Source organism: Streptomyces sp. NPDC005302 (genome assembly GCF_040607345.1).
Classification (GTDB): Bacteria; Actinomycetota; Actinomycetes; order Streptomycetales; family Streptomycetaceae; genus Streptomyces.
On the sequence record NZ_JBEXGN010000001.1, the window covers coordinates 83,504 to 106,379 of the forward strand.

A 22,876-nucleotide genomic window follows, 5' to 3' on the forward strand; every position below is an offset into this window, starting at 1 on the left:
GCCGCTCACATGGTGGTGGCCGGTGACGACGCCCTGGCGCACCGGCTGGCCGCCGAGTTGCGCGGGGTCTACGGCGAACAGGTCACCCTCGTCGTACCGCCCGCGCAGCGGAGTGTGCGACCGCCGGTGGTGGGCCGGACACGGGCCACAGCGCTTTTCGACCGCGTCTCCGCAGCCGTCAACAGGGCCTCCGGGAACGGGAATGGGACCGGGAACGGGAACGGTGGCGGGGACGGCACCGCCCTCGCCGGTGGGCGCGCGGGCGAGCCCACCGGTTCCGAACGGGTCGTGGAGGCCGCCGAGCTGACCGAAGAGGTGCTCGGCGAGGCCGGGGTGGAGCGGGCCGCCGCGCTGGCTCTCGTGTACGACGACGACGAGACCAACATCCGTGCCGCCCTTACCGCGCGGCGGCTCAACCCACGGATCCGGCTCGTCCTGCGGCTCTACAACCGACGCCTCGGGCAGCACATCGAAGCCCTCCTCGACCAGGCCTCCGCCCTCGCCGGTGTCCCGCTCCGCGCCGGGGCTCCCGGCTCCGGGGCCCCAGGAGACGCCACCGGTCCCGGCGACCCCGGCCGTGACGTCTCCGACGCGTCCACCACCGTCCTGTCCGACGCCGACACCGCCGCGCCCGCCCTGGCCGCCACGGCCGTGGCCGGTACCAGCAAGGTCGTACAGACCGACGGGCTGATGCTCCGCGCGGTCGAGCGTCCGCCACCGGGACCGGGCGAGGTCGCCGATCCCGGCCTGTGCACCCTCGCGTTGCTGTCCGCCACGACCAACGACCCCGCGGGCGCGGACGGTTCGGAGGGCAGTGGCTCCCAGGGGCCTCAACTGCTGCCCGACGCAGGGGCGGTGGCCGCGGCAACCGGGCGCGGCACCGTCGTCCTGGAGAACGTTTCGTACACCGGTCCGGAACTCTCCTCCGGACTCGGCGTCGTGCCGTCCTTCGGTTCGCTGTTCTCGCGGCGGCTGCGCTGGTCGTTCGCCGGTCTCGTCGCGTGCGTGGTCGGACTCGCCGTGGCGTCGATGCTGGTCACCGGCGAGAAACCGCTCCAGGCCACCTATCTGACGCTGCTCGACCTGTTCGCCATCAACGACCCGGCCACCGGTCAGCCGCTGGGGCGCCAGATCCTCCAACTCTGTTCCGGCATGGTCGGGTTGCTGCTGCTACCGGTGCTGCTTGCCGCCGTACTGGAGGCGCTGGGCACGTTCCGCAGCGGGTCCGCGCTGCGCAAGCCGCCGCGAGGTCTGTCCGGGCACGTGGTGCTGCTCGGCGTCGGCAAGATCGGCACCCGGGTGCTGGCCCGGCTGCGCGAGCTGCACATCCCCGTGGTGTGCGTCGAGGCCGACCCGGAGGCGCGCGGGCTGGCGCTCGCCCGGCGACTGCGCGTGCCGGTCGTGCTGGGAGACGTGACGCAGGAAGGTGTGCTGGAGGCCGCCAAGATCCGCCGGGCCCACGCACTGCTCGCGCTGACCAGCGCGGACACCACGAACCTGGAGGCCGTGCTGTACGCCCGCAGCGTGCAGCCCGATCTGCGCGTGGTCCTGCGGCTGTACGACGACGACTTCGCGACCGCGGTGTACCGCACCCTGCGGGCCGCGCATCCCGGCGCGCTCACCCGGAGCCGCAGCGTGTCCCATCTGGCCGCGCCGGCGTTCGCCGGGGCGATGATGGGGCGGCAGATCCTCGGGGCGATTCCGGTCGAGCGCCGGGTGCTGCTGTTCGCCGCGGTCGACGTGGGCGGCCATCCGCAGTTGGAGGGGCGCACGGTGGGTGAGGCGTTCCGTGCCGGGTCGTGGCGGGTGCTCGCCCTCGACACCGCGTCGCGAGGACAACGCCGGGCGGCCTCGGCGGCGGCCTCGCGCGGCCCCAGCTTGGTGTGGGACCTGCCCGCCACGCACGTCCTTAAGTCCGAGGACCGCGTGGTGCTCGCGGCGACCCGACGCGGGCTCGCCGAACTGCTCGGACGACAGCCCCAGCAGCGGGCCGGCAGCAGCTGACCCGGCCGGCGGCCGGGACGGAGGCCGGGACGGAGTCCGGTACGCGCCGCCCAGCACGCTCCCTCGCCCCGGCCGACCCGCCCCGGCCACCCGCCCCGCAGCGCCTAAGCGGTAGCTGTGGCAGCAGCGGTAGCGATAGCAGTTACGGCTACCGCTACAGCCGCAGCTGAGGTCCGATCCGCCGCAACCGCCACCGCAACCCGATCTACTTCCCCAAGTACCTCTCCGCGAAGTCCAGTTCCAGGCGGACCTGCTTGATGCGTTCGTCGACGACCAGGGAGCCGTGGCCCGCGTCGTACCGATACACCTCGTGAGGGGCTTGGCGGGCGGCGAGGCGGGTGACGTAGTTGTCGATCTGGCGGATGGGGCAGCGGGGGTCGTTCACGCCGGCCGAGATGTAGACGGGGGCCTTCACCGCGTCGACGTAGGTCAGCGGGGAGGACGCCTCGAAGCGCTCGGGGACCTCTTCCGGGGTGCCGCCGAGCAGCGTGCGGTCCATCGCCTTCAGTGCCTCCATCTCGTCGTGGTACGCCGTGACGTAGTCGGCGACCGGCACGGCGGCGATGCCGAGGGTCCACGCGTCGGGCCGGGTGCCGAGGCCGAGCAGGGTGAGGTAGCCGCCCCAGGATCCGCCGGTGAGGATCAGCCGCTCGGGGTCGGCCAGACCGGAGTCCACCGCCCAGGCGCGGACCGCCTCGATGTCCTCCAGCTCGATGAGGCCGACGCGGTGCTTGAGCGCGTCCGTCCACGCGCGGCCGTAACCCGTGGAGCCACGGTAGTTGACCCGGACCACCGCGTAGCCGTGGTCGACCCAGGCCGCCGGGCCCGCCGCGAACGAGTCGCTGTCGTGCCAGGTCGGACCGCCGTGGATGTCGAAGACGGTGGGGAGCGGACCGGTGGTGCCGGCCGGCTTCTGGATCAGGGCGTGGATGCGGCCACCGGGCCCCTCGACCCAGACGTCCTCCACGGGGACCGACCCCGGGGACTTCAGGCCGGGCGGGTCCAGGACGACCGTGCCGGCCGTGGAGCGGACCACCGAGGGCTCGGCCGCCGAGGACCACAGGTACTCCACCGTGCCGTCCGGGCGGGCCGTCGCTCCGGAGACCGTGCCCGGCGGGGTCGGGACCTCGGTCAGCTCGCCGGAGGCGAGGTCGTAGCGCCAGAGGTCGCTGCGGGCCTCGAAGCCGTGGGCGACGAGGAGGGCCGAGCCGTCCGGATACCACTCGGCGGCCACGTCACCGGGGAGGTCGAGCGCCAGGTCCGTCTGCTCGCCGGTCGACACGTCCCACACCAGGGGCTCCCAGCGGCCCCGCCGCTGATGCCCGATGAGCAGCCGGCTGTCCCCGTCCACCGGTGCGAAGCCCAGCACTTCGAGGCCCAGCTCGACGGTGCCGCCCTCGGTGTCGTCGAGCTCGGCGACCGAGGAACCGTCCGGGCGCAGCACCCGCAGCGCGGAGTGCATCGCGTCGCCGTGCTCGGTGTGCTCGATCGCGATCAGCGAGCCGTCGTGCGCGAGGTCGCCGACGCCGGCGGACTCGCGGTGCCGGTAGATCTCCACCGGGGGCTCGCCGGCCCGCGCCAGGTGGATCGTCGAACCGTCGTCGTCCGTCGAGCGGCCGACCACGGCCGTCCGTCCGTCGCGGCCGATGGCCAGGCCCGCGGGGTAGGAGGCGTCGAGACCGGGGACGGCCGGTTCATCGGTCTCGCCGTCGGCCAGGGCGGCTTCGAAGGGGCGGCGGCGCCAGATGCCGAACTCGTCGCCGTCCTTGTCGTCGAACCACCAGATCCACGCGCCGTCGGGCGACAGCACGCCGTCCGTCGTACCGTTCGTCCGGTGGGTGACCTGGCGCTGGTCCCCCGTCGCACGGTCCCAGGCGTACAGCTCGTACGTCCCTGTCGCGTTCGAGACGAACAGGGAGCGGTGCGGGGCGTCCTCCGCCCAGTCCGGCAGCGACACCCGGGGGGCCCGGAAGCGCTTCTCCCAGTCGGGCATGTCTGCCTGCTGCTGCTCGATGGACCTGCTGCTGTCAGTCATGGCCCCATAGTGCCTGGCCCGGGCCGCAGCGCGCCGACGGGATCCCGAGCCTGTGGACAACTCCCCCGCCGGTGGGCGTCACGCCTCCCGCAGGCGGGCCGGAGCACACCCGGCGGGCACGGTGTCCGCGCAGGTCGGACCGTGTGTCAGTGGCGGGGTGCAGACTTTCCGCATGACCGATCTGCGCTCCACCGTCGAGAGCTACTGGGCAGCCGCCGACGCCCGGGACTGGGACGCGTTCGCGGGCCTGCTCGCCGAGGACGTCGTCTACACCCTGCCGCAGACGCGGGAGCGCATCAGCGGCAGAGAGCGGTACGTCGCGTTCAACCGCGAGTATCCGGGGGACTGGCGCGTACGGATCGAGCGGATCGTGGCCGAGCCGGGTCACGCGGTCTCTTGGATCCTTCTGGCCGTGGGCCTGGAGGAGACGCAGGCGATCACGTTCTTCACGGCCGACGAGGACGGCAGGATCACCGCGGTCACCGACTTCTGGCCCGAGCCGTACGAGCCGCCGGCGGGCCGGGAGCGTCTCGTGGAGCGCTACTGAGCGGGCCCCACGGCCGAGCCCCGTGGGGCGGCACCGTACCGTGGACGATGTGTACCGGTTCCTGCTGACGCCCCGCTGGTGGGGGATCAACGTCTTCGTGCTGTTGGCCATCCCCTTCTGCATCTTCATGGGGTCATGGCAGTTGGGGCGCTTCGAGGACCGAGTGCAGGACCACCGGACGGCGGACGAGGCCGCCTCGGCGGCCAAGACGGACCCCGCCAGGCCGCTGGCCGGCATGCTGCCCGTGACCACCCAGACGTCCGGCAAGCAGACCATCGCGACGGGCCGGTACGGCAAGCAGCTCCTCGTGCCCGACCGCGAACTCGACGGCAGGCAGGGGTTCTACGTCCTGACGCTGCTGCGCGTCGACGGCGGCAGGGCGCTGCCCGTGGTCCGCGGATGGCTGCCCGGGGACGCCGACCCGGCGAAGGCCCCGGCCGCCCCCGGCGGCGAGGTCACCGTCACGGGCGCGCTCCAGGCCTCCGAGAGCCCCGGGTCGAACGGTGTCAGCACGGCCGGTGGACTTCCCCCGGGGCAGACCGCCGCGATCAGCGCCGCGTCGCTGGTGAACCTGGTGCCGTACACCCCGTACGACGCCTGGATCACGCTCGAAAAGGCCGACGCCGGCATGAAGGCCGTGCCGCCGGCCGCGCCGCAGAACACGGGCCTCGACCTCAAGGCGTTCCAGAACCTCGGCTACACCGGTGAGTGGTTCGTCTTCGCGGGCTTCGTCGTCTTCATGTGGTTCCGGCTGCTGCGCCGCGAGGTGGAGTTCGCCCGCGACGCCGAGCTGGGCCTGTTCCCGGACGCCGGCCCCGAGGAGCCCAGCGCTTCCGGATCCGTGTCCGCCCCCGGGACGGGCGACCGCGGGACCAAGGACGACCGCGGGACCAATGACGACAGCGACAGCGACAGCGGCGAAGTCAACGCCGGCGCTGACGCGACACCCTCCACCACCGCCTAGCGACCCCGGCGGCCTCCCGGCCGCTCAGCCGCCCAGCCGCCTCCGGCAATCGCGACGGCCCCGACCGGCCACCGTCCGGCGAACGCGAAGGCCCTTCGCGCATCCGCCGCCGGGGCGGGCGCAAAGGGCCGTCCGTGCCACCGGCGCCCACCAGGGTGCCGGGACCGTCCGCCGACGAGCGGCGGTTTCCGCGCTGTCCAGCCGCTGCCGGTGGTGGCGGCGGCCGGTCAGGCGGACGTCAGGCGGACGTCAGGATGCCGGTGTGGATGACCGTGCCGGCGCAGGCGTTGGCCACGTCCACCGAGGCACCCGCACCCCCCGTGGCCGCCGTGCTGGACACGAGGACACTGCCGTCCTGCACACCGTCCTCGACGTAGAGCTGCGGAGCCGCACCGACCCCCTCCGACGCTGTGCCGCCGCTGTCGGTGGCGCCCTCGGTGGGCGTCGGGTCCGGGGACGGCGGGATGGTCGGGCAGGTCTCCGAGGGCACCCAGGCGAACTTCACCACGTACGAGCCGCCCGGCTGCAGGACCAGGGAGGTCACCTCCGTCGAGGGATCGGGCAGTCCGCCGGCCGCGTCGCCCGCGACATGGCTCGCCACACCGATCTTGGCCTGCTCCGCCGCGCCCTGGGCCGAGGCGTTGAAGCTGCCCGCGCCGGTGACCGTGCAGGCGGTGGTGGAGACGTTCGAGACGGTGAAGGAGCCGTAGACCGCGCCCGTGGAGTCCGGGCCGGCGGCGGTGCCGGTGGCTCCGCCGAGCTGCTCCGTCGTGCACGCGGCCGCGTTCAGGGCCGACGCCGACGGACCGGCACCGCCCGTGGCGGCACCGCTGCCCGCGCCATGGCCCTTGCCCGGCTTCTCGGTCCGGCCTCCGGTGTCCTTGCCCTTGGACGTGCCGCCCGAGCCGCCGGCCTCCTTGCCGTCGCCGGTGCCCGTGCCCTTGTCCTGGTTCGCGCCGCCCTGGGCGGCGGAGCTGTTGGCCGCGATGGACGGGTTGGCGTTCGCCCCGGAGGAGTTGGAGACGTGGACGAACGCCGGGATCGCCGTGCCCATGAAGAGCGCGGCGGCGGCCATGCCGACCACGGCCTGGCGCTTGCGGGCCCGCCGGGCCGGTACGGCGCGGCGCAGGTGGGCCAGGGTGCCGTCGGTGGGTTCGATGGTGTCGACGGCCTGGTGCAGCAGTCGGCGCAGCGCCAGCTCGTCCGAGCCGAACCCCTCGGCTTCCGGTCCGTCCTGCCCGTGGATGTCGGGCTGTTCGTCTGGGCCGTGGTTCACAGTTCCGTTCCCAGCGTGCGATTGCTTGTGCTCAGGTTCCGGGCGCCCCGGGTCGCCGGGACGCCCCCGATCGTCGGAGGTGCTCATGCCGACGCCTCCATGGCGACGCGCAGCGCGGCGATACCGCGCGAGCCGTACGCCTTGACCGAGCCCAGGGAGACGCCGAGTGTCTCGGCGACCTGGGCCTCCGTCATGTCCGCGAAGTAGCGCAGGACGAGGACCTCGCGCTGGCGGCGCTGGAGTCCCTTCATCGCCTTGATCAGCGCGTCGCGCTCCAACTGGTCGTAGGCGCCTTCCTCGGCGCTCGCCATGTCGGGCATCGGCTTCGAAAGGAGCTTGAGGCCGAGGATGCGACGGCGCAGGGCCGAGCGCGAGAGGTTGACGACGGTCTGCCTCAGGTAGGCGAGCGTCTTCTCCGGGTCACGCACGCGCTTGCGCGCCGAGTGCACCCGGATGAAGGCCTCCTGGACGACGTCCTCGCAGGAGGCGGTGTCGTCCAGCAGGAGTGCCGCCAGGCCGAGGAGCGAGCGGTAGTGCGCCCGGTACGTCTCGGTCAGGTGGTCGACGGTCGTGCCCGCCGCCGCGATGTCCTCGGCGCCGTCACGCTGGTCCGGAATGCGGGTAGGCCGCGTCGCAGGCATGGGCGCGATCACCGGCATGCCGCCGGGCGAGCCGGGGCTGCGGGGTCGGCGGGGTGGACGCAGGGCGGTGCCCCTCGTCTGTACCGCGGTGAATTCGAGTACCTCTGCCACGCCAGTTGGACACACGTCCCCCCTGGAGGGTTGTACGCGACGGTCGTCACATTCGCGCCGGACGCCACATTCGCCTGAACACCGCCCTCCGGTACGCCCGTTGGACCGCCCGCCGGAACGCCGTACGGCGCGTGCGGCGATGCACTAGATGCCCTCATGCGTACCAGCTCTTCCCCTGTGCCCCATATGACTGCTGCCCCCGTCGCCCCTGAACGGCGACCGCAAAGACGCTCCCCGCCCTCCGCGCGGTTGCGGAGAGCGGGGAGGGAAATCTTCGGACGCCGACGTGGGTCGATTCAAGTGGTCCGGACCATTAAATTGATCACTGAACCAACACAGATCTTACAAAGGTCTCTCCGAACAGCCACCAAGATTCCGGCTGGTGGACGCGCGGAGCGCAGAACCTGCGGGACGACACGGGTCCCGACGTCCGCGGTTACGCGCCGGCGATCTCCGCCGCCACCAGCTCCGCGATCTGAGCGGTGTTCAACGCAGCACCCTTGCGCAGGTTGTCACCGCACACAAACAGTTCGAGGGCAGTCGAATCGTCGAGGGAGCGGCGGACCCGACCCACCCAGGTCGGGTCGGTTCCGACGACGTCGGCGGGAGTGGGGAACTCACCGGCGGCGGGGTTGTCGAACAGCACGACACCGGGCGCGGTGGCCAGGATCTCCCGTGCCTTGTCGACGGTGACCTCGCCCTGGAAGCGGGCGTGGACGGTCAGCGAGTGCGTGGTGACGACGGGGACGCGGACGCAGGTCACGGCGACCTTCAGCTGGGGCAGCGCGAGGATCTTGCGCGTCTCGTTGCGGACCTTCATCTCCTCCGAGGACCAGCCGTCCTCGGCGAGCGACCCGGCCCACGGCACCACGTTCAGCGCGACCGGCTCCGGGAAGGGGCCCGTGTCGTCACCGACGGCCCGGCGTACGTCACCGGGGCTGGTGCCCAGTTCCGTACCGGCGACCAGGGACATCTGCCGGCGCAGGGTCTCGACACCGGAACGGCCGGCGCCGCTGACGGCCTGGTAGGAGGAGACGACGAGTTCGCGCAGCCCGAACTCGGCGTGCAGGGCGCCGAGCGCCACGATCATCGAGAGGGTGGTGCAGTTCGGGTTCGAGACGATCCCGCGGGGGCGCACGCGTGCGGCGTGCGGATTGACCTCGGGGACGACGAGGGGCACTTCCGGGTCCATCCGGAAGGCGCCCGAGTTGTCGACGACGACCGCGCCCTTCGCGGCGGCGATCGGCGCCCACTGGGCGGCCACCTCGTCCGGTACGTCGAACATGGCGACGTCGACCCCGTCGAAGGACTCCTCCGACAGGGCCACCACCTCGACCTCCTCACCGCGCACGGCCAGCTTGCGGCCGACGGAGCGCGGCGAGGCGATCAGACGGATCTCGCCCCAGATGTCCGCGTGCTGGGACAGGATCTGGAGCATGACCGAGCCGACGGCTCCGGTCGCACCCACGACCGCGAGCGTCGGTCGTCCGGTCATCGCCCGGTGCCCCCGTAGACGACGGCCTCGTCGCTGTCGGAGTCGAGTCCGAAGGCGCTGTGCACGGCGCGGACGGCTTCGTTGACGTCGTCGGCGCGGGTGACCACCGAGATGCGGATCTCGGAGGTCGAGATCAGCTCGATGTTGACGCCGGCGTCGGTGAGGGCCTCGAAGAAGCCCGCCGTGACTCCCGGGTTCGTCTTCATGCCGGCGCCGACGAGGGAGATCTTGCCGATCTGGTCGTCGTAGCGCAGCGACTCGAAGCCGATCACGCCCTTCGCCTTCTCCAGGGCGTCGATGGCCTTGCGACCCTCGGTCTTGGGGAGTGTGAAGGAGATGTCCGTCAGGCCCGTGGTGGCCGCCGACACGTTCTGCACGATCATGTCGATGTTGATCTCGGCATTGGCGATGGCGCGGAAGATCGCGGCGGCCTCGCCCGGCTTGTCCGGGACGCCCACGACCGTGACCTTGGCCTCGGAGGTGTCGTGAGCGACACCGGAGATGATGGCCTGCTCCACCTTCTGGTCCCCTTGCTGGTTCTGTGCGCTGCTGACCCAGGTGCCCTGGAGCCCGCTGAAGGACGAGCGCACGTGGATCGGGATGTTGTAGCGGCGGGCGTACTCCACACAGCGGTGGAGGAGCACCTTGGAGCCGGAGGCGGCGAGCTCCAGCATGTCCTCGAAGGCGATCCGGTCGATCTTCTTCGCCTTCTTCACCACCCGCGGGTCGGCGGTGAACACGCCGTCCACGTCGGTGTAGATCTCGCACACCTCGGCGTCGAGCGCCGCGGCCAGCGCGACGGCCGTGGTGTCGGACCCGCCGCGGCCCAGCGTGGTGATGTCCTTCTTGTCCTGCGAGACGCCCTGGAACCCGGCGACGATGGCGATGTTGCCCTCGTCGAGCGCCGTACGGATACGGCCGGGGGTGACGTCGATGATCCGGGCTTTGTTGTGGACCGAGTCGGTGATGACGCCTGCCTGGCTGCCGGTGAAGCTCTGGGCGCTGTGGCCCAGGTTCTTGATCGCCATCGCCAGCAGGGCCATGGAGATCCGCTCTCCGGCGGTCAGCAGCATGTCGAACTCTCGTCCGCTGGGCATCGGAGATACCTGCTCGGCGAGATCGATCAGCTCGTCCGTCGTGTCGCCCATCGCGGAAACGACCACGACCACCTGGTGGCCGTTCTTCTTCGCTTCCACGATTCGCTTGGCGACGCGCTTGATGCCCTCGGCATCGGCTACGGAGGAACCTCCGTACTTCTGCACGACAAGGCCCACGTGCGCTCCTCGCTCAATCCGTCTCTGCACCGCACAACTGCGGTCGGCTCAGTCTAACGAGCGGCCGGATTTCCCTTCCGAGGTATCGCATCGTGAGATGTCCCGCTCACGACGTGATCACTCGGGATGTCAGGTCAGCAAGGGACATCCGGCCGCTCCGAGACGGCACCTGCCCGTCCTTCGGCCGGGCCACTCCGAAAGTGCCCGGTGTCACATCCCGCGACACCGGGCCGTTGGGCGGACGGGCCGGCTACTTGACGGTGCGCAGGCCGAGCGGGCCGGCGATCTCCTGGGCCATGACCTGGCCCGCCTCCTCCGCGAGGGCGTCCTCGCCGAGGTCCTGGTCGGTGTCGAGTCCGTTCAGGTCGTCCAGGGGCTGGTTCAGCCGGACGTGCGCCACCAGCGACTGGAGGGCGCGCAGGGCCCCGGAGGCGGTGGAGCCCCAGTTCGAGAAGTAGGAGAACTGCCACCACCACATGGCTTCCGTGGTGCGGCCGGCCCGGTAGTGGGCCATGCCGTGGCGCAGGTCGGCCATGACGTCGGCGAGGTCGTCGGAGATACGGCAGGCGACCGGTGCCTTGCGGGGCTCGTAGGGGTCGAACACCTCGGAGTAGACGTCGATCGGTTCGAGCATCACCGCGAGCCGCTCGCGCAGGATGTCGACGTCCGGTTCGGGACCCAGGTCGGGCTCGTACCGCTCGTCGGGGACGATGTCCTCGTGCGCGCCGAGACGGCCGCCCGCCAGGAGGAGCTGGGACACCTCCAGGAGGAGGAAGGGCACGGCCGAATCCGGCTCGTCGCCCTTGGCCACCTCGGTGACGGCGACCAGGAAGCTCTCCACCTGGTCGGCGATCTGGACCGAGAAGTCGTCGGGGTCGGGGCTCGTCGCGTGAAGCGTGGCGTCAGACATCTAGGAGTCGTCTCCCCTCGAAGGCACGGCCGAGCGTGACCTCGTCCGCGTATTCCAGGTCGCCGCCCACCGGGAGGCCGCTGGCCAGGCGGGTGACCTTGAGGCCCATGGGCTTGATCATGCGGGCGAGGTACGTGGCCGTGGCCTCGCCCTCCAGGTTCGGGTCCGTCGCCAGGATCAGCTCCGTGACCGTGCCGTCGGCGAGACGGGTCAGGAGTTCCCTTATCCGCAGGTCGTCCGGGCCGACGCCCTCGATCGGACTGATCGCGCCGCCGAGGACGTGGTACTTGCCCCGGAACTCACGTGTCCGCTCGACCGCGACGACGTCCTTCGGCTCCTCGACCACACAGATCACCGTGAGGTCGCGGCGCGGATCGCGGCAGATGTTGCAGAGCTCCTCCTGCGCGACGTTGCCGCAGGTCGCGCAGAAGCGGACCTTCGCCTTGACCTCCATGAGGCACTGCGCGAGCCGGCGGACGTCCGTCGGCTCCGCCTGGAGGATGTGGAAGGCGATCCGCTGCGCGCTCTTGGGACCGACGCCGGGGAGCCGCCCCAGTTCGTCGATGAGGTCCTGAACCACGCCTTCGTACAACGGACTGCCTTTCCGAGTGCTTCGGTACCGCCTGGTTCCGTCTTCCGTCTTTCCTTGTGCGTACGGTAGTTGGCCGCCGCCGGTCTTAGAAAGGCAGACCGGGAATGCCGCTGCCGCCGCCGAGCCCCTGGGTGAGCGGGCCGAGCTTCTGCTGCTGGAGCGCCTGAGCGTTCTCGTTGGCCGCCTGGACGGCCGCGACGACGAGGTCGGCGAGCGTCTCGGTGTCCTCGGGGTCGACCGCCTTCGGGTCGATCACCAGACCGCGGAGCTCTCCGGAACCCGTCACGGTCGCCCGGACCAGACCGCCTCCCGCCTGGCCTTCGACCTCCGTCCGCGCCAGTTCCTCCTGGGCGTTCGCCAGGTCCTGCTGCATCTTCTGGGCCTGCTGCAGCAACTGCTGCATATTGGGCTGGCCACCACCGGGAATCACGATCAGCTCCTGGTTTCGAGTACGGCTGTACGGACCGTTTTTCCTGTCCAGCACGAGCCTACGTGGTCGACCGGCCCGTCGCCCAAGCACTCTTTCGAGTGAGACCGTCTTGACGCCTATACCTGATCAAGGGCCTCTTCCGGGCGGAAAAGCGGGGAAACCCGGGCCATCGCCACCCATTGGGCGGTAGGAAGGGGGCGGCGCTTGCGTACCACGCGTCACACGGCATCACCACAGGGTCAGTGCCGTCGGCTGCGCGGGCGCGATCCGTCGGCGCCGTCCGCGCGGGCGCCCGCCGTCTTCTGGTGCCATCCGTTCCGTTGTCGTCACCGTCGTCAGTGAGGAGTGCCGGGTGAGTCAGCCGGAGATGCAGCCCGAGGGTCCGCCCCAGGAGGGGCGGAGCGAGGGGGCGGGGCTGCGGCCGGGCGATCTGACGGGCCGGCCATTTCCGCTCGGCGACTGGGGGGAGCCCGCCGACCGGCTCCACGAGCTGTACCGCTGGGTGGAACAGGGGGCCCTCGACACGGCGACCTGGTATCTCGGCGACCGTACGGGCAAGCGGTGGGGGGCGCGGCTGCTGCGGTGCGGGGCCGCGGTCGGCGCCGTCGCCGGGGCCGCGCTGCCGCTGCTCGACCTGACCGGATCGGTGGGCGGGGTGGCGCCCTGGGGATATCTGGCGCTGTTGCTCGCCGTCGCCTGTGTGGCCGTCGACCGGTTCTTCGGGGTGACCTCCGGGTGGATAAGGGACGTGGCCACCGCGCAGGCGGTGCAGCGGCGCCTTCAGGTGCTCCAGTTCGACTGGGCGTCGGAGAGCGTGCGGGAGGTCCTCGGCCCCACCGACGGGACGGCCGGCGAGGCGGCCGAGCGGTGCCTCGGGGTGCTGCGGAAGTTCACGGAGGACGTCACGGAGCTGGTGCGCACCGAGACGGCGGACTGGATGGTGGAGTTCCGCACGGGTCCGGCGCCGCTCGGCATCCAGTCCTCGGCGGTCGGCGCGCCCCGGGTCGACGGGGGCCATCTCAACGGACGCGTCCCGCTGCCGCCGGGCACCCGCCCGAACATGCCCCGCCAGCGCCCGCCGGAGCCCCGTTGAGGAGGGTCCGCCGGGCTCGGTGAGGCAGGGGGCGGCGCGCGAGCGTCAGCCCGCGCCGCAGATCTTCAGCCCGACCGGCGTCCCGCACGGCAGGTGGCCGTGGGTGCGGACGACGTCCTGGCCGCTGCCCCGGCCGACGTAGGACAGGAAGCTGGAGGCGAGCGAGTCGGCGGGCGGCTGCCCGTAGGTGTAGGCGTACTCGATCTCCCGGTACGGGTAGTCCGAGGTGCCGTGTTCCAGGTCCTCGACGGAGGCGGTGTGGCCGTCGAGGCCCAGCCGGTGCAGCCCCTGGTGCCCGATGGCGTTGTTGAGTTCGCTGTAGCCGATCGCGCCGGGCAGCCGGGCGACCGTGTTCAGCACCTGGTCGGTGGAGTCGAGCTCGCAGCGCACGAGCGGCGCCGTCGCGTCGTCCTTGTGGACGCAGTCCAGTGAGGAGTTGGCGATCTCGCCGCGCCCGAGCACGCGCCGCTGGAACACCTGCCGGGTACCGGAGTTGGCGTCCCGGCTGACGAGCAGGACCGGCCGGTCGGGTCCACCGAGCTGCTTCCAGTTCCTGATCTCGCCCCGGTACAGCCGCCGTACGTCCGTCAGCGACAGGTTCTTGAGCGGGATGTCGTCGTTGGCGACCAGCGCGAAGACCGAGACCGCGACCCGGTTCTCCCGCAGCCTGGGGAAGTCGCCCGGCTTGGGCCCGTCGGAGAGGGCGACGACGGCCGGTGATCCGTTCTTCGACTCCTGCCCCGCCGCGTCGAGTTCGCGCACCCCGGCGGTGCTGCCGTGGGCGTCGACGGTGATGGTGGAGCCCGCGCAGTCCTCCTCGTACTTCTCGGCGAGTTCGCGCATCACGGGCTCGAAGGCGGTGGAGCCGGTGACCGTGAGGGTGCCCCGCGCGCAGCCGATCGGGGGCGGGGAGTCGTCGCGCAGCACGACGATCAGCGCGAGGGTGACGACGCACACCGTGAGCAGCACGGTGATCAGCCGGGCGGCGCGGCTGAACAGCGGCGGCTGGTCGTCCGGTGTCGTACTGCGGTTGGGCCGCACCTCGCCGTCGCGGATGCCGCCGATGATCCGTATCGGGCATCCCACGTCACCGCCGGACAGCAGCACGAGCAGCTTGAAGTGCTCGCCCCGGTTGAGCGGAACGCGCGGGATGCGCAGGGTGCCGTCCGCGTAGCCGAGGCCGGCCGCCACGGTGAAGTGGTCCATCAGGTGGTCGGTGCCGGGCGGCTGGGTCACGGACACGCCGCGGATGGTGCGGTCGGTGAACACCGCGGTCAGGCCGTACCGTTCGCGGCTCGTGTAGTCGTCCCCGGCGATGCTCTGCGAGCCGTCGTTCTCGATCCGCAGCAGGACGAGGGTGGCGTCGGACATGCCGGGGGTCTCGTCGAACAGACCGAGCCGTACGTTCGCGCGCCCCGAGCGGACGTCGTCGCCGATGGGGTTGTCCATCTGCACGCGGTAGCCCAGCCGTTTCCGGCGGGGCACCCTGCGTTCGTACCAGACCATCACGGCGGAGGCGACGACACCGATGACGGCGGTTCCGACGGCCACGACGTTCTCTGCGCTCAGCCACTCCACTGCGCGTCACTCCCCCGGGCACTGCGGTCCGGTCACCGTACGGCGTCGGCCGGAAACAGCCGTCATACACGAGGTGAACTTCAACAGCCTTCAGGAGACGGGGAGTTGGCGTGGTCCGCCGCCGGTCAGCGGGGGTGCCGTCCGCGGACCGCTCAGCCGCTCTTCTCGTAGGTCAGCGCCTCGCCCGAGGTCGTGTTCACCCTGCGCAGGCCGCCGTCCGACAGGAGGGTGATCTCGGACGCGGAGCCCGGGGAGCAGGAGGACAGCGGTTCGCCGGAGGTGACCTGGGAGGGGCCGATCTCCAGCGTGCCGCCGGCCGGGGCGCTGCTGAGGGTGGCCCGGAAGACGCAGTGGTAGGTGCCGCTGCCGGCCGGGCCGTCGGCGGTGAGCGTGAGGACGGGGTCGCCGACCTCGCCCTGCTCGATGGTCAGCCGGCGGGTGTTGTGGCCGGTGGCGTTGTCGATGGTGGTGTCCCAGGTGCCGAGGAAGGCCTCGGGGACGGTGCCCGCGGCCGAGGTCCCGGCGCTCGGGGAGGGAGACGCGGCGGACGGCGCCTGCGAGGCGCTCCCGTCCGGTGACGCGGGACCGGCGGAGGCCGCGGGTGACGCCTTGGAGTCGTCGTCGCCGCCGCTGCCGCCGCCCTTCATCAGCGCGTACACACTGCCGCCCGCGCCGAGCGCGACGACCAGGGCCACCACGACGAGGAAGGCGGTGGACCGGCCGCTGCGGCGCGCGGGTTCGGGCCCGGCCGGGACGGCCGCGGGACCGTAGGGCGGGGTCGGGCCGTAGGGCGGGGTCGGGCCGCCGGGACCGTAGGGGGTGGCGGCACCCGGGCCGTACGGGGGCGTCGAGCCGTACGGCGCCGGCGGGCCGCCCCAGCCCGCCTGCGGATAGCCGTACGCGGCCTGGGCCGGGCCCTGTCCGGTGGGCTGCGGGTGCTGCTGCGGATAGCCGTACGCGGGGTGCGGGCCGGCGGGCGCCGGCGGAGGCATGCTTCCCGCGCCGGCGACGAGCGTGGGGAGATGGTTCACCGGGCCGGGGCCGCCCGGCGCGGGCGGGGCCGCCCCGTCCTCGGGCGGGGCGGGAGCGTGCTCCGGGGACGCCTCGGCGGACGCGCCGGGCGTCGCGGAGGAGGCGGAGGGCGACGGCGAAGAGGAGGGGGGCGGGCCGGCGGGGACGGGCGGGGCGGCCGGCGGCTTGGACAAGTCCGGTGTGGGAGCCGGACGTTCGGGTGAGGGCGGCAGGGCCGGGCGGACCGGAGCGGCGGCGACGGCCGGGGCCTGCCGCTCGTCAGGGTCCTCGGCGTCCAGCAACTGCACCGCGTGACGGCCGAGTTGGGCGACCAGTGCGCTGGGCAGCCAGGGGTCGCGGGTGCGGCCGTCGGCGACGGTGTCCTCCGCGCCGGTGCGCGCCAGGATCTCGTCGAGGCCGGGCCGGGCCGCCGGGTCCTTGCGCAGGCAGGCGCGCACGAGGTCGGACAGGCTCTCGGGCACCCCCGACAGATCGGGTTCCTCCTGCGCGATGCGGAACATCATCGCGTGCACACCGCTGTTGGACGCGCCGAACGGCAGGGCGCCGGTGGCGGCGTACGAGAGGACCGAGCCGAAGCAGAAGATGTCGCAGGCGGGGGTGACGCGGTCGCCGCGCACCTGCTCGGGGGCCATGAAGCCGGGCGAGCCGACGAGCGCGCCGGTGCGGGTGAGGCCGCCGTCGGTCACCGTCTCCAGGGCGCGGGCGATACCGAAGTCGATGACCCGCGGGCCGTCGATGGTGACCAGCACGTTCGACGGCTTGAGGTCGCGGTGGATGAGACCCGCGGCGTGGATGTCCTGGAGCGCGTGCGCGAGTCCGGCGGCGAGGATGCGCACGGACCGCTCGGGCAGCGCGCCGTGGTCGTGCCCGACGACGGTCTGCAGCGAGGGCCCGGCGACGTAACCGGTGGCCACCCACGGGATCACGGCCTCGGTGTCGGCGTCCAGGACGGGCGCGGTCCAGTACCCGCCGACGCGCCGCGCGGCCTGCACCTCCTGGCGGAACCGGGCCCGGAACTCCTCCTGTTCGGCGAGTTCCTCACGGACGAGCTTGACGGCGACGGTACGTCCCCGGTCGGACCGGGCGAGATAGACGTGCCCCATTCCGCCGGCGCCGAGCCGTGCCAGCAGCCGGTACGCCCCGATCTGCCGCGGATCCCCCGCGCCCAGTTTCTCCATGGCAGCGCCCACCCTCCCCCGTGTGTGTGCAACAGCCCGAGGATAGTGCGACCCCACAGGCCCGCGGGTGGGCCACTGTCTACGGTTCCGTCACGGATCGTGCCGGTTCGGTAACGGGAAGCGGGGGTTCCGCGAGGTCCTCCGCGGCGAGGGAGTCGAGGACGGCGGAGAGGCGCTCCAGGACCTGGACGGTCTCGGCGAGCGCGTCCGGGCCGAGGGCTTCGGCGACCCGGTCCGCATAGACGGCGTGACCGGGGCCGATCGCGGCGATGGCGGCGCGGCCCTGTTCGGTCGGGGCGAGAAGCTTGGCGCGCCGGTGGGCGGGGTTGGGCCGGTACGCGGCGAGGCCCTTCTCGACGAGCAGGTCCGCGACGCGCTGCACGCTCTGCCGGGTGATGCCCATGACGCGGGCGATCCCGGAGACGGGCAGGGGTTCGCCGAGGACGGCGCCGAGGACCTGCCACCAGGCGGCGGTGATGCCGGCCGGCCGGGCCAGGTCCTCGGCCACGGAGAGGTACTGCCCGTTGAGCCGGAACACCGCGAGCGCGCTGCGGCTGAACAGGTCCTGGCGCTGCCGGCTCACCGGCCCGCCTTCTCCAGCACGGCGTAGGCCGCGGCGTCGGAGTCGTGGAACAGCCGGTACCAGGCGTCCAGGACCTCTCCCTCGTGGACCCCGAGGAGACCCAGGACCTCGCGGGCGAAGGCGACGGGTTCGGTGGGTCCCGCGGTGACGAGGAGCCCGTCGGTGACGGCGTCCGTGTCGACGTACCGCTCGCCGCCCCCGTAGCCCGTGGCGGCCAGGTAGAAGGAGACCGCGCTGGTGTGGGCCCGGTCGTCGAGCAGGCCCTCGCGGGCGAGGCCGGCGGTCGCCCCGCAGATCGCGGCGACGGGCACTCCGGCGTCGAGGAACGCGCGGGCGGTGCGGGCGAAGGGGGCGAGGTCACCGGAGGTGTCCCAGAGGGAGGCGCCGGTGAGGACGAGCAGCGAGCTGCCCTCGGGGCGCAGCTCGTCGAGCGCGAGGTCGGGCAGCACGCGCAGGCCGCCCATGGTGGTGACCGGCTCGCGGCCGGGGCCGACGGTGCGGACCGTGTACCCGGCGCGGGCGAGGTGGGCCGTCGTGTGGCCCGTCTCCCAGTCGGCGAAGGTGTCGTACACGGCGAGGTGGACGGGCTTGCAGGGCGTGGTGCCCGCGGCGGTGTCCGTGGTGGCGTTCATGTCGGTCACTCCTCCTCGACGGACGGAAGCCTGTGCAAGCATGCTGTCAATTCGACAGCATGCTGTCAATAGGAGGAGCGTGTCGGCCGGACACGCCGTGGGGTGTCCGCGAAGCCCGACAGACTGTCGCGGAAAGCCCCCGTCCACAGACAGGACGCCGATACCGCGTCCGGTCCGTGGACATTTACGCTGCGCGCATGACCCCTCAGCCCAACCCCCAGGCCGGCGCCGCAGTGAAGGCCGCGGACCGCGCGCACGTGTTCCACTCCTGGTCAGCGCAGGAGCTCATCGACCCGCTCGCCGTCGCAGGCGCGGAGGGGTCGTACTTCTGGGACTACGAAGGCAAGCGGTATCTGGACTTCACCAGCGGGCTCGTCTTCACCAACATCGGCTACCAGCACCCGAAGGTCGTCGCCGCGATCCAGGAACAGGCCGCGACCCTGACCACGTTCGCGCCCGCCTTCGCCGTCGAGGCCCGCTCGGAGGCCGCCCGGCTGATCGCCGAGCGGACCCCCGGCGACCTGGACAAGATCTTCTTCACCAACGGCGGCGCGGAGGCCGTCGAGAACGCCACCCGGATGGCCCGGCTGCACACCGGCCGCCCGAAGGTGCTCTCCGCCTACCGCTCGTACCACGGCGCCACCTCCACCGCGATCAACCTCACCGGCGACCCCCGGCGCTGGCCGAACGACAACGGATCGTCCGGCGTCGTCCGCTTCTGGGCGCCGTTCCTGTACCGCAGCCCCTTCCACTCGGACAGCGAGCGGCAGGAGTGCGAGCGCGCCCTGACGCACCTGGAGGACACGATCGCCTTCGAGGGGCCGGGGACCATAGCGGCCCTCATCCTGGAGACGATCCCCGGCACGGCCGGCATCATGACGCCGCCGCCCGGCTACCTCGCCGGGGTGCGCGAGATCTGCGACCGCTACGGGATCGTCTTCATCCTGGACGAGGTCATGGCCGGGTTCGGGCGCACCGGCAAGTGGTTCGCGGCCGACCACTTCGACGTGACGCCGGACCTGATGACCTTCGCCAAGGGCGTGAACTCCGGCTACGTCCCGCTGGGCGGCGTGGCGATCTCCGCCGAGATCGCCGAGACCTTCGCCAGGCGGCCCTACCCCGGCGGGCTCACCTACTCGGGTCACCCGCTGGCCTGCGCCGCCGCCGTCGCGACGATCAACGTCATGGAGGAGGAGGGGATCGTCGGCCAGGCCGCCACCATCGGCGAGACCGTCATCGGACCGGGCCTGCGCGAGCTGGCGGAACGGCACCCGAGCATCGGCGAGGTGCGCGGCACGGGCGTCTTCTGGGCGCTGGAGCTGGTGAAGGACCGGGAGACCCGGGAGCCGCTGGTCCCGTACAACGCGGCGGGCGAGGCGAACGCGCCGATGGCCGCGTTCGGGGCGGCGGCCAAGGCCCGCGGTCTGTGGCCCTTCATCAACATGAACCGCACGCACGTCGTGCCGCCGTGCAACGTCACCGAGGCCGAGGCCAAGGAAGGGCTCGCGGTGCTGGACGAGGCGCTGTCCGTCGCGGACGAGCACACGGTCTGAGGCCGTAGCGGTTCCCGCCCCTGTGCCCCCGCCCGGCCCGCCCCTCCCCGTCAGGGGCGCGGGTGCGGGCGGGTGGGGCCCGGTCGCGCGGCTCCCCGCGCCGCTACGGGCGGCGGGACCCGCCCGCCGAATCCCACCGCGTATGGTGTCCTGCTCGGGGAGACACGCGACGGGGAGTGAGACCACCACCATGGCCGGCACCGGCCGCGCGGGCGGCGTAACCCGCAGCACCCTGCGCCAGCAGATCGCGGACGCGCTCCGCGACGAGGTGCTCGGGGGCCGGCTCCAGCCGGGCCAGGAGTTCACGGTCAAGGAGATCGCCGAGCAGTACGGCGTCTCCGCCACCCCCGTCCGCGAGGCCCTGGTCGACCTGTCGGCCCAGGGGCTGCTGGACGCGGACCAGCACCGCGGCTTCCGGGTGCACGAGTACTCCGCCGCCGACTACCGCGGCATGATCGAGGCGCGCGGCCTGGTCACCGAGGGCATGTTCCAGGCCCTGGTGGCCGGCGGCATGCGGCAGTTCGACGATCCGCGCGCGGTCGCCCTCCTCGCCGGTGTCCGGCGCCGCGGCGAGGAGGCCCAGCGCGCGGCCTCGGCCGGCGACCTGAACATCCTCATCGGGTACGACCTGCGGTTCTGGCGCGAACTCAGCAGCCTCTACGGCAACCCCTACCTCGGCGACTTCCTGCACCGGCTGCGGGTCCAGTCCTGGGTCTGCACGGTCCAGCACCTGCGCCATGTCGCGGACCTCAGGGGTCACCTGTGGTCGGCCCACACGGAGCTGGTGGACGCCCTCGCCCGCCGCGACCCCGGGACGGCTCGGGCGATCGTGACGGCGTACAACGAGCACGCGCTCGGCCTCATCGAACACCTCGACGCGGAATGAACCCACGGGTCCGCCGGGTACGGACTTGCGTACGGCCCCCTTCACAGGACCGCCACGCGCACTACGCTGCCCTGACCACCGTGCACCCCAAGGAGCAAGAGGAGCCGTCTGTTGGCCTGTGACCTGTGGTTGGTCCCGCTCGTCGACGTGCTGTGCCACACCCCCGACAACCCCTTCGCCGAGGAACTCGCGCTCTACGACAAGGTGCTCGCCGAGGCCGGACTCCCACCCGTCCCGGTGTACGCGTACATGCCGGGCCTCTCGGGTGACGTCGCCCCGGTCGCCGGCTTCGACTACGACGCGCTGCACTTCCTGCGCCGCGCCTACCTCCTCCAGATGTGCGGGCTCGCCGTCACACCCGTCGACGAACTGGGCGGCGACTACGAGCAGTTGCTGGAGATGTTCGAGACGAACGCCCAGCAGTCCCATCTGGTCTGGCACTACGACCACGCGGGCGCCTACGTCCCGGTCGACTTCCCGCATCCGCTGGCCAACGACGAACTCCTCGCGGGCGGCGGCCCCCTGGGCTCCTCCCACGCCCTGCTGCGCGAACTCGAGTTCGTGGCCCCCGCCATCGGCATCGACCCGGCCAACCCGCCGGCCCCGCCGCAGCCCCCCAGCGCTCCCACCGAGCTGGAGGAGCCGGCCGCCCCCGCCCCCTACGACGCCAGCCCCTTCGCCCGCGAACGCCATGTCTGGCTGGGCCTGCACGCCGCGGCGACCCGCAGCCTCGCCCAGGGCTCGATGATCATCTTCAGCTGACCGGGGATTCCCGGCGCCGAGGAACGCGGCGGCCCAGCCCTCGCCCCGTCGGGTGAGGCCTGGGCCGCGCTTCTCGTGAGGTCAGGCGCGCTGGGCGGCGGCGAGCCTCTTCGCGGACGCGCGTCGGCGCGGCTGGAGCGGGTCGACCAGCACTCCGGACCCGAGGCCGGGCGTCTGCGTCCAGTGGCGGATCTTGTCGGCGACCTCGGTGAGGCGGGGGTCGGACGGTGCCACGTCGATGGAGAAGAGGGACTCGTCGGGAGTTCGCCGGTCGTCGCCGCCCCAGCGGACCACGCCCTCGCAGTCGGCGAGGATGTCCCGGATGACCAGTTCCTCCAGGGGGTAGAAACCGCCGCGGACCCCTGAGGGGTAGGAGCCGGGGCGGATCTGGAGGGCGGTGCCGGACGCCTGGTTGGACTCGGACAGGCCACGGCGCACGGAGTCCGGGGTGCGCCAGCCGACGACGTCGCCCTTGCGCAGCGCGTCGATCTCGTAGTGGAACCGGTGCACGACGTGGACGAGCACGGTCTCGACGTCGCCCATGCGGACCTGGACGTCGACAGGCGTGCCGGGCACGGGTCTCGTGTAGACGTTCCCGCGGTCGTCGACGACCTTCTCCATCGTCCAGCCGTTCCTGGACTTGATACCGCTCTCCACCCGGGCCTTGCGTGCCGCGGCCCGCGCCTGGGCCTTCCTCAGGGAGGCGCGGAGCGCGGCCGGGTCCGGGCGGCCGTCCGCCGCGTAGCCGGGTGTGCTGAACAGGGGGGAGGCGAGGGTGGCGCCTGCGGCCAGGAAAGCGGCACGGCGCAGCACGGTGCGGCGCGGGATGTTCGCCGTCATGAGACTTCCTCCTTGCGTCGGGCGAGCGCGATGGCGGCGAGGGTGAGCGCGACGGCGCCCGCCCCCAGCACGGCCACCGCCGGGTTGATGTACGACGGGACGACCGCTTCGAAGGTGTGCCCGTCGCTGGTGCGACAGCCGAAGTGCAGGGGGATGAACGAGGGTTCGTAGCCGGTGAGCCGCCGGGAGCCGATCGCCGTGTCGCACGCCTGGGACCGGTCCGCGTCGTCGAAGAAGAAGAGGTGCAGCAGACCCCAGGTGTACATGCCGGCCGCGGCGGCCCAGACGAGGGACCTCGTGGCCTTGAGGGCCGTCCTGTCGGTCCGGGCCCTCCGGGCGGGCAGGAGCAGCCGGATCCCGTGGACGACGAGCCACGGGGTGGCGACGAGTCCGGCCAGGGTCAGCAGGAGGACGGCCACGGAGTTGTGGCCAGCGTACGGCTGGTCTCCAGACATCACGC

Annotated in this window: 21 protein-coding genes; 7 read left to right on the forward strand and 14 right to left on the reverse strand. The window is 72.3% G+C overall.

Annotated features, from left to right (window positions below; genetic code table 11):
• Positions 1-9: 9 nt before the first annotated feature.
• Positions 10-2,004 carry an NAD-binding protein gene (locus ABZT74_RS00340; protein WP_356433017.1) on the forward strand — a complete coding sequence of 665 codons (1,995 nt, stop codon included), beginning with the start codon at positions 10-12 and terminating at the stop codon, positions 2,002-2,004.
• A 205-nt stretch (positions 2,005-2,209) separates the two neighbouring features.
• Here ABZT74_RS00340 and ABZT74_RS00345 read toward each other — a convergent pair whose 3' ends face one another.
• Positions 2,210-4,039 (reverse strand): prolyl oligopeptidase family serine peptidase, encoded by a 1,830-nt coding sequence (locus tag ABZT74_RS00345; protein ID WP_356432609.1) that lies wholly within the window; start codon positions 4,037-4,039, stop codon positions 2,210-2,212.
• A 172-nt stretch (positions 4,040-4,211) separates the two neighbouring features.
• Between ABZT74_RS00345 and ABZT74_RS00350 the strand changes: the two genes are divergently transcribed.
• Entirely contained in the window at positions 4,212-4,586 is a 375-nt protein-coding gene (locus ABZT74_RS00350) for a nuclear transport factor 2 family protein (RefSeq protein ID WP_356432612.1), read from the forward strand.
• Positions 4,587-4,635: 49 nt separating this feature from the next.
• Positions 4,636-5,550, forward strand: a complete 915-nt coding sequence (locus ABZT74_RS00355) for an SURF1 family protein (protein ID WP_356432615.1) — start codon at positions 4,636-4,638, stop codon at positions 5,548-5,550.
• 238 nt (positions 5,551-5,788) lie between these two features.
• Here the strand turns inward: ABZT74_RS00355 and ABZT74_RS00360 are convergent, their stop codons facing one another.
• The 7 genes from ABZT74_RS00360 to ABZT74_RS00390 all read right to left on the reverse strand — a co-directional run bounded on the left by ABZT74_RS00360 (position 5,789) and on the right by ABZT74_RS00390 (position 12,279).
• Positions 5,789-6,826 carry a hypothetical protein gene (locus ABZT74_RS00360; protein WP_356432618.1) on the reverse strand — a complete coding sequence of 346 codons (1,038 nt, stop codon included), beginning with the start codon at positions 6,824-6,826 and terminating at the stop codon, positions 5,789-5,791.
• An 83-nt stretch (positions 6,827-6,909) separates the two neighbouring features.
• Positions 6,910-7,578: a SigE family RNA polymerase sigma factor gene (locus tag ABZT74_RS00365; protein WP_356170655.1), complete on the reverse strand. Its 669-nt coding sequence runs from the start codon at positions 7,576-7,578 to the stop codon at positions 6,910-6,912.
• A gap of 436 nt (positions 7,579-8,014) precedes the next feature.
• Complete coding sequence (locus tag ABZT74_RS00370) at positions 8,015-9,073, reverse strand: aspartate-semialdehyde dehydrogenase (protein ID WP_356432621.1); 1,059 nt, start codon at positions 9,071-9,073, stop codon at positions 8,015-8,017.
• On the reverse strand, positions 9,070-10,347 hold the full coding sequence (locus ABZT74_RS00375; protein WP_355880306.1) for an aspartate kinase: 1,278 nt from the start codon (positions 10,345-10,347) through the stop codon (positions 9,070-9,072). The genes ABZT74_RS00370 and ABZT74_RS00375 overlap by 4 nt, the downstream gene beginning before the upstream one ends.
• 250 nt (positions 10,348-10,597) lie before the next feature.
• The gene (locus ABZT74_RS00380) at positions 10,598-11,257 is read right to left on the reverse strand and encodes a DUF5063 domain-containing protein (RefSeq protein ID WP_355880303.1); all 660 of its coding nucleotides are present in this window, start codon (positions 11,255-11,257) and stop codon (positions 10,598-10,600) included.
• Complete coding sequence (gene recR / locus ABZT74_RS00385) at positions 11,250-11,849, reverse strand: recombination mediator RecR (RefSeq protein WP_328749050.1); 600 nt, start codon at positions 11,847-11,849, stop codon at positions 11,250-11,252. The genes ABZT74_RS00380 and recR overlap by 8 nt, the downstream gene beginning before the upstream one ends.
• Positions 11,850-11,934: 85 nt before the next feature.
• Complete coding sequence (locus ABZT74_RS00390) at positions 11,935-12,279, reverse strand: YbaB/EbfC family nucleoid-associated protein (RefSeq protein ID WP_081218502.1); 345 nt, start codon at positions 12,277-12,279, stop codon at positions 11,935-11,937.
• Positions 12,280-12,631: 352 nt separating this feature from the next.
• Between ABZT74_RS00390 and ABZT74_RS00395 the strand changes: the two genes are divergently transcribed.
• Entirely contained in the window at positions 12,632-13,372 is a 741-nt protein-coding gene (locus tag ABZT74_RS00395) for an SLATT domain-containing protein (RefSeq protein WP_355880298.1), read from the forward strand.
• Between the two features lie 45 nt (positions 13,373-13,417).
• Here ABZT74_RS00395 and ABZT74_RS00400 read toward each other — a convergent pair whose 3' ends face one another.
• From ABZT74_RS00400 to ABZT74_RS00415, 4 genes are all read right to left on the reverse strand, one after another.
• A complete protein-coding gene (locus tag ABZT74_RS00400; protein WP_355880295.1) occupies positions 13,418-14,950 on the reverse strand; it encodes a substrate-binding domain-containing protein in 1,533 nt (510 codons plus the stop codon).
• Between the two features lie 152 nt (positions 14,951-15,102).
• Complete coding sequence (locus ABZT74_RS00405) at positions 15,103-17,160, reverse strand: serine/threonine-protein kinase (RefSeq protein WP_356432625.1); 2,058 nt, start codon at positions 17,158-17,160, stop codon at positions 15,103-15,105.
• 79 nt (positions 17,161-17,239) lie between these two features.
• Positions 17,240-17,743: a MarR family transcriptional regulator gene (locus tag ABZT74_RS00410; RefSeq protein WP_356432628.1), complete on the reverse strand. Its 504-nt coding sequence runs from the start codon at positions 17,741-17,743 to the stop codon at positions 17,240-17,242.
• Positions 17,740-18,375 carry a DJ-1/PfpI family protein gene (locus tag ABZT74_RS00415; RefSeq protein WP_356432631.1) on the reverse strand — a complete coding sequence of 212 codons (636 nt, stop codon included), beginning with the start codon at positions 18,373-18,375 and terminating at the stop codon, positions 17,740-17,742. Before ABZT74_RS00415 ends, ABZT74_RS00410 begins: the two co-directional genes overlap by 4 nt.
• A 197-nt stretch (positions 18,376-18,572) precedes the next feature.
• Here ABZT74_RS00415 and ABZT74_RS00420 point away from each other — a divergent pair, with 197 nt between their 5' ends.
• The 3 genes from ABZT74_RS00420 to ABZT74_RS00430 all read left to right on the forward strand — a co-directional run bounded on the left by ABZT74_RS00420 (position 18,573) and on the right by ABZT74_RS00430 (position 21,576).
• On the forward strand, positions 18,573-19,928 hold the full coding sequence (locus ABZT74_RS00420; RefSeq protein WP_356432634.1) for an aspartate aminotransferase family protein: 1,356 nt from the start codon (positions 18,573-18,575) through the stop codon (positions 19,926-19,928).
• A gap of 190 nt (positions 19,929-20,118) precedes the next feature.
• The gene (locus ABZT74_RS00425) at positions 20,119-20,814 is read left to right on the forward strand and encodes a GntR family transcriptional regulator (RefSeq protein ID WP_355880280.1); all 696 of its coding nucleotides are present in this window, start codon (positions 20,119-20,121) and stop codon (positions 20,812-20,814) included.
• Between the two features lie 111 nt (positions 20,815-20,925).
• Positions 20,926-21,576: a hypothetical protein gene (locus ABZT74_RS00430; RefSeq protein ID WP_355880277.1), complete on the forward strand. Its 651-nt coding sequence runs from the start codon at positions 20,926-20,928 to the stop codon at positions 21,574-21,576.
• Positions 21,577-21,657: 81 nt separating this feature from the next.
• Here ABZT74_RS00430 and ABZT74_RS00435 read toward each other — a convergent pair whose 3' ends face one another.
• Entirely contained in the window at positions 21,658-22,416 is a 759-nt protein-coding gene (locus ABZT74_RS00435; protein ID WP_356432637.1) for a hypothetical protein, read from the reverse strand.
• On the reverse strand, positions 22,413-22,874 hold the full coding sequence (locus tag ABZT74_RS00440) for a hypothetical protein (protein WP_356170670.1): 462 nt from the start codon (positions 22,872-22,874) through the stop codon (positions 22,413-22,415). The genes ABZT74_RS00435 and ABZT74_RS00440 overlap by 4 nt, the downstream gene beginning before the upstream one ends.
• Positions 22,875-22,876: the final 2 nt, after the last annotated feature.

What these genes read in the sequence shown, in the direction of transcription:
- ABZT74_RS00405 (WP_356432625.1), bottom strand. Translation starts at nt 17,160, where the DNA reads ATGGAGAAACTGGGCGCGGGGGATCCGCGGCAGATCGGGGCGTACCGG.
- ABZT74_RS00370 (WP_356432621.1), bottom strand. Translation starts at nt 9,073, where the DNA reads ATGACCGGACGACCGACGCTCGCGGTCGTGGGTGCGACCGGAGCCGTC.
- ABZT74_RS00380 (WP_355880303.1), bottom strand. Translation starts at nt 11,257, where the DNA reads ATGTCTGACGCCACGCTTCACGCGACGAGCCCCGACCCCGACGACTTC.
- ABZT74_RS00415 (WP_356432631.1), bottom strand. Translation starts at nt 18,375, where the DNA reads ATGAACGCCACCACGGACACCGCCGCGGGCACCACGCCCTGCAAGCCC.
- ABZT74_RS00420 (WP_356432634.1), top strand. Translation starts at nt 18,573, where the DNA reads ATGACCCCTCAGCCCAACCCCCAGGCCGGCGCCGCAGTGAAGGCCGCG.
- ABZT74_RS00340 (WP_356433017.1), top strand. Translation starts at nt 10, where the DNA reads ATGGTGGTGGCCGGTGACGACGCCCTGGCGCACCGGCTGGCCGCCGAG.
- ABZT74_RS00345 (WP_356432609.1), bottom strand. Translation starts at nt 4,039, where the DNA reads ATGACTGACAGCAGCAGGTCCATCGAGCAGCAGCAGGCAGACATGCCC.
- ABZT74_RS00435 (WP_356432637.1), bottom strand. Translation starts at nt 22,416, where the DNA reads ATGACGGCGAACATCCCGCGCCGCACCGTGCTGCGCCGTGCCGCTTTC.
- ABZT74_RS00350 (WP_356432612.1), top strand. Translation starts at nt 4,212, where the DNA reads ATGACCGATCTGCGCTCCACCGTCGAGAGCTACTGGGCAGCCGCCGAC.
- ABZT74_RS00425 (WP_355880280.1), top strand. Translation starts at nt 20,119, where the DNA reads ATGGCCGGCACCGGCCGCGCGGGCGGCGTAACCCGCAGCACCCTGCGC.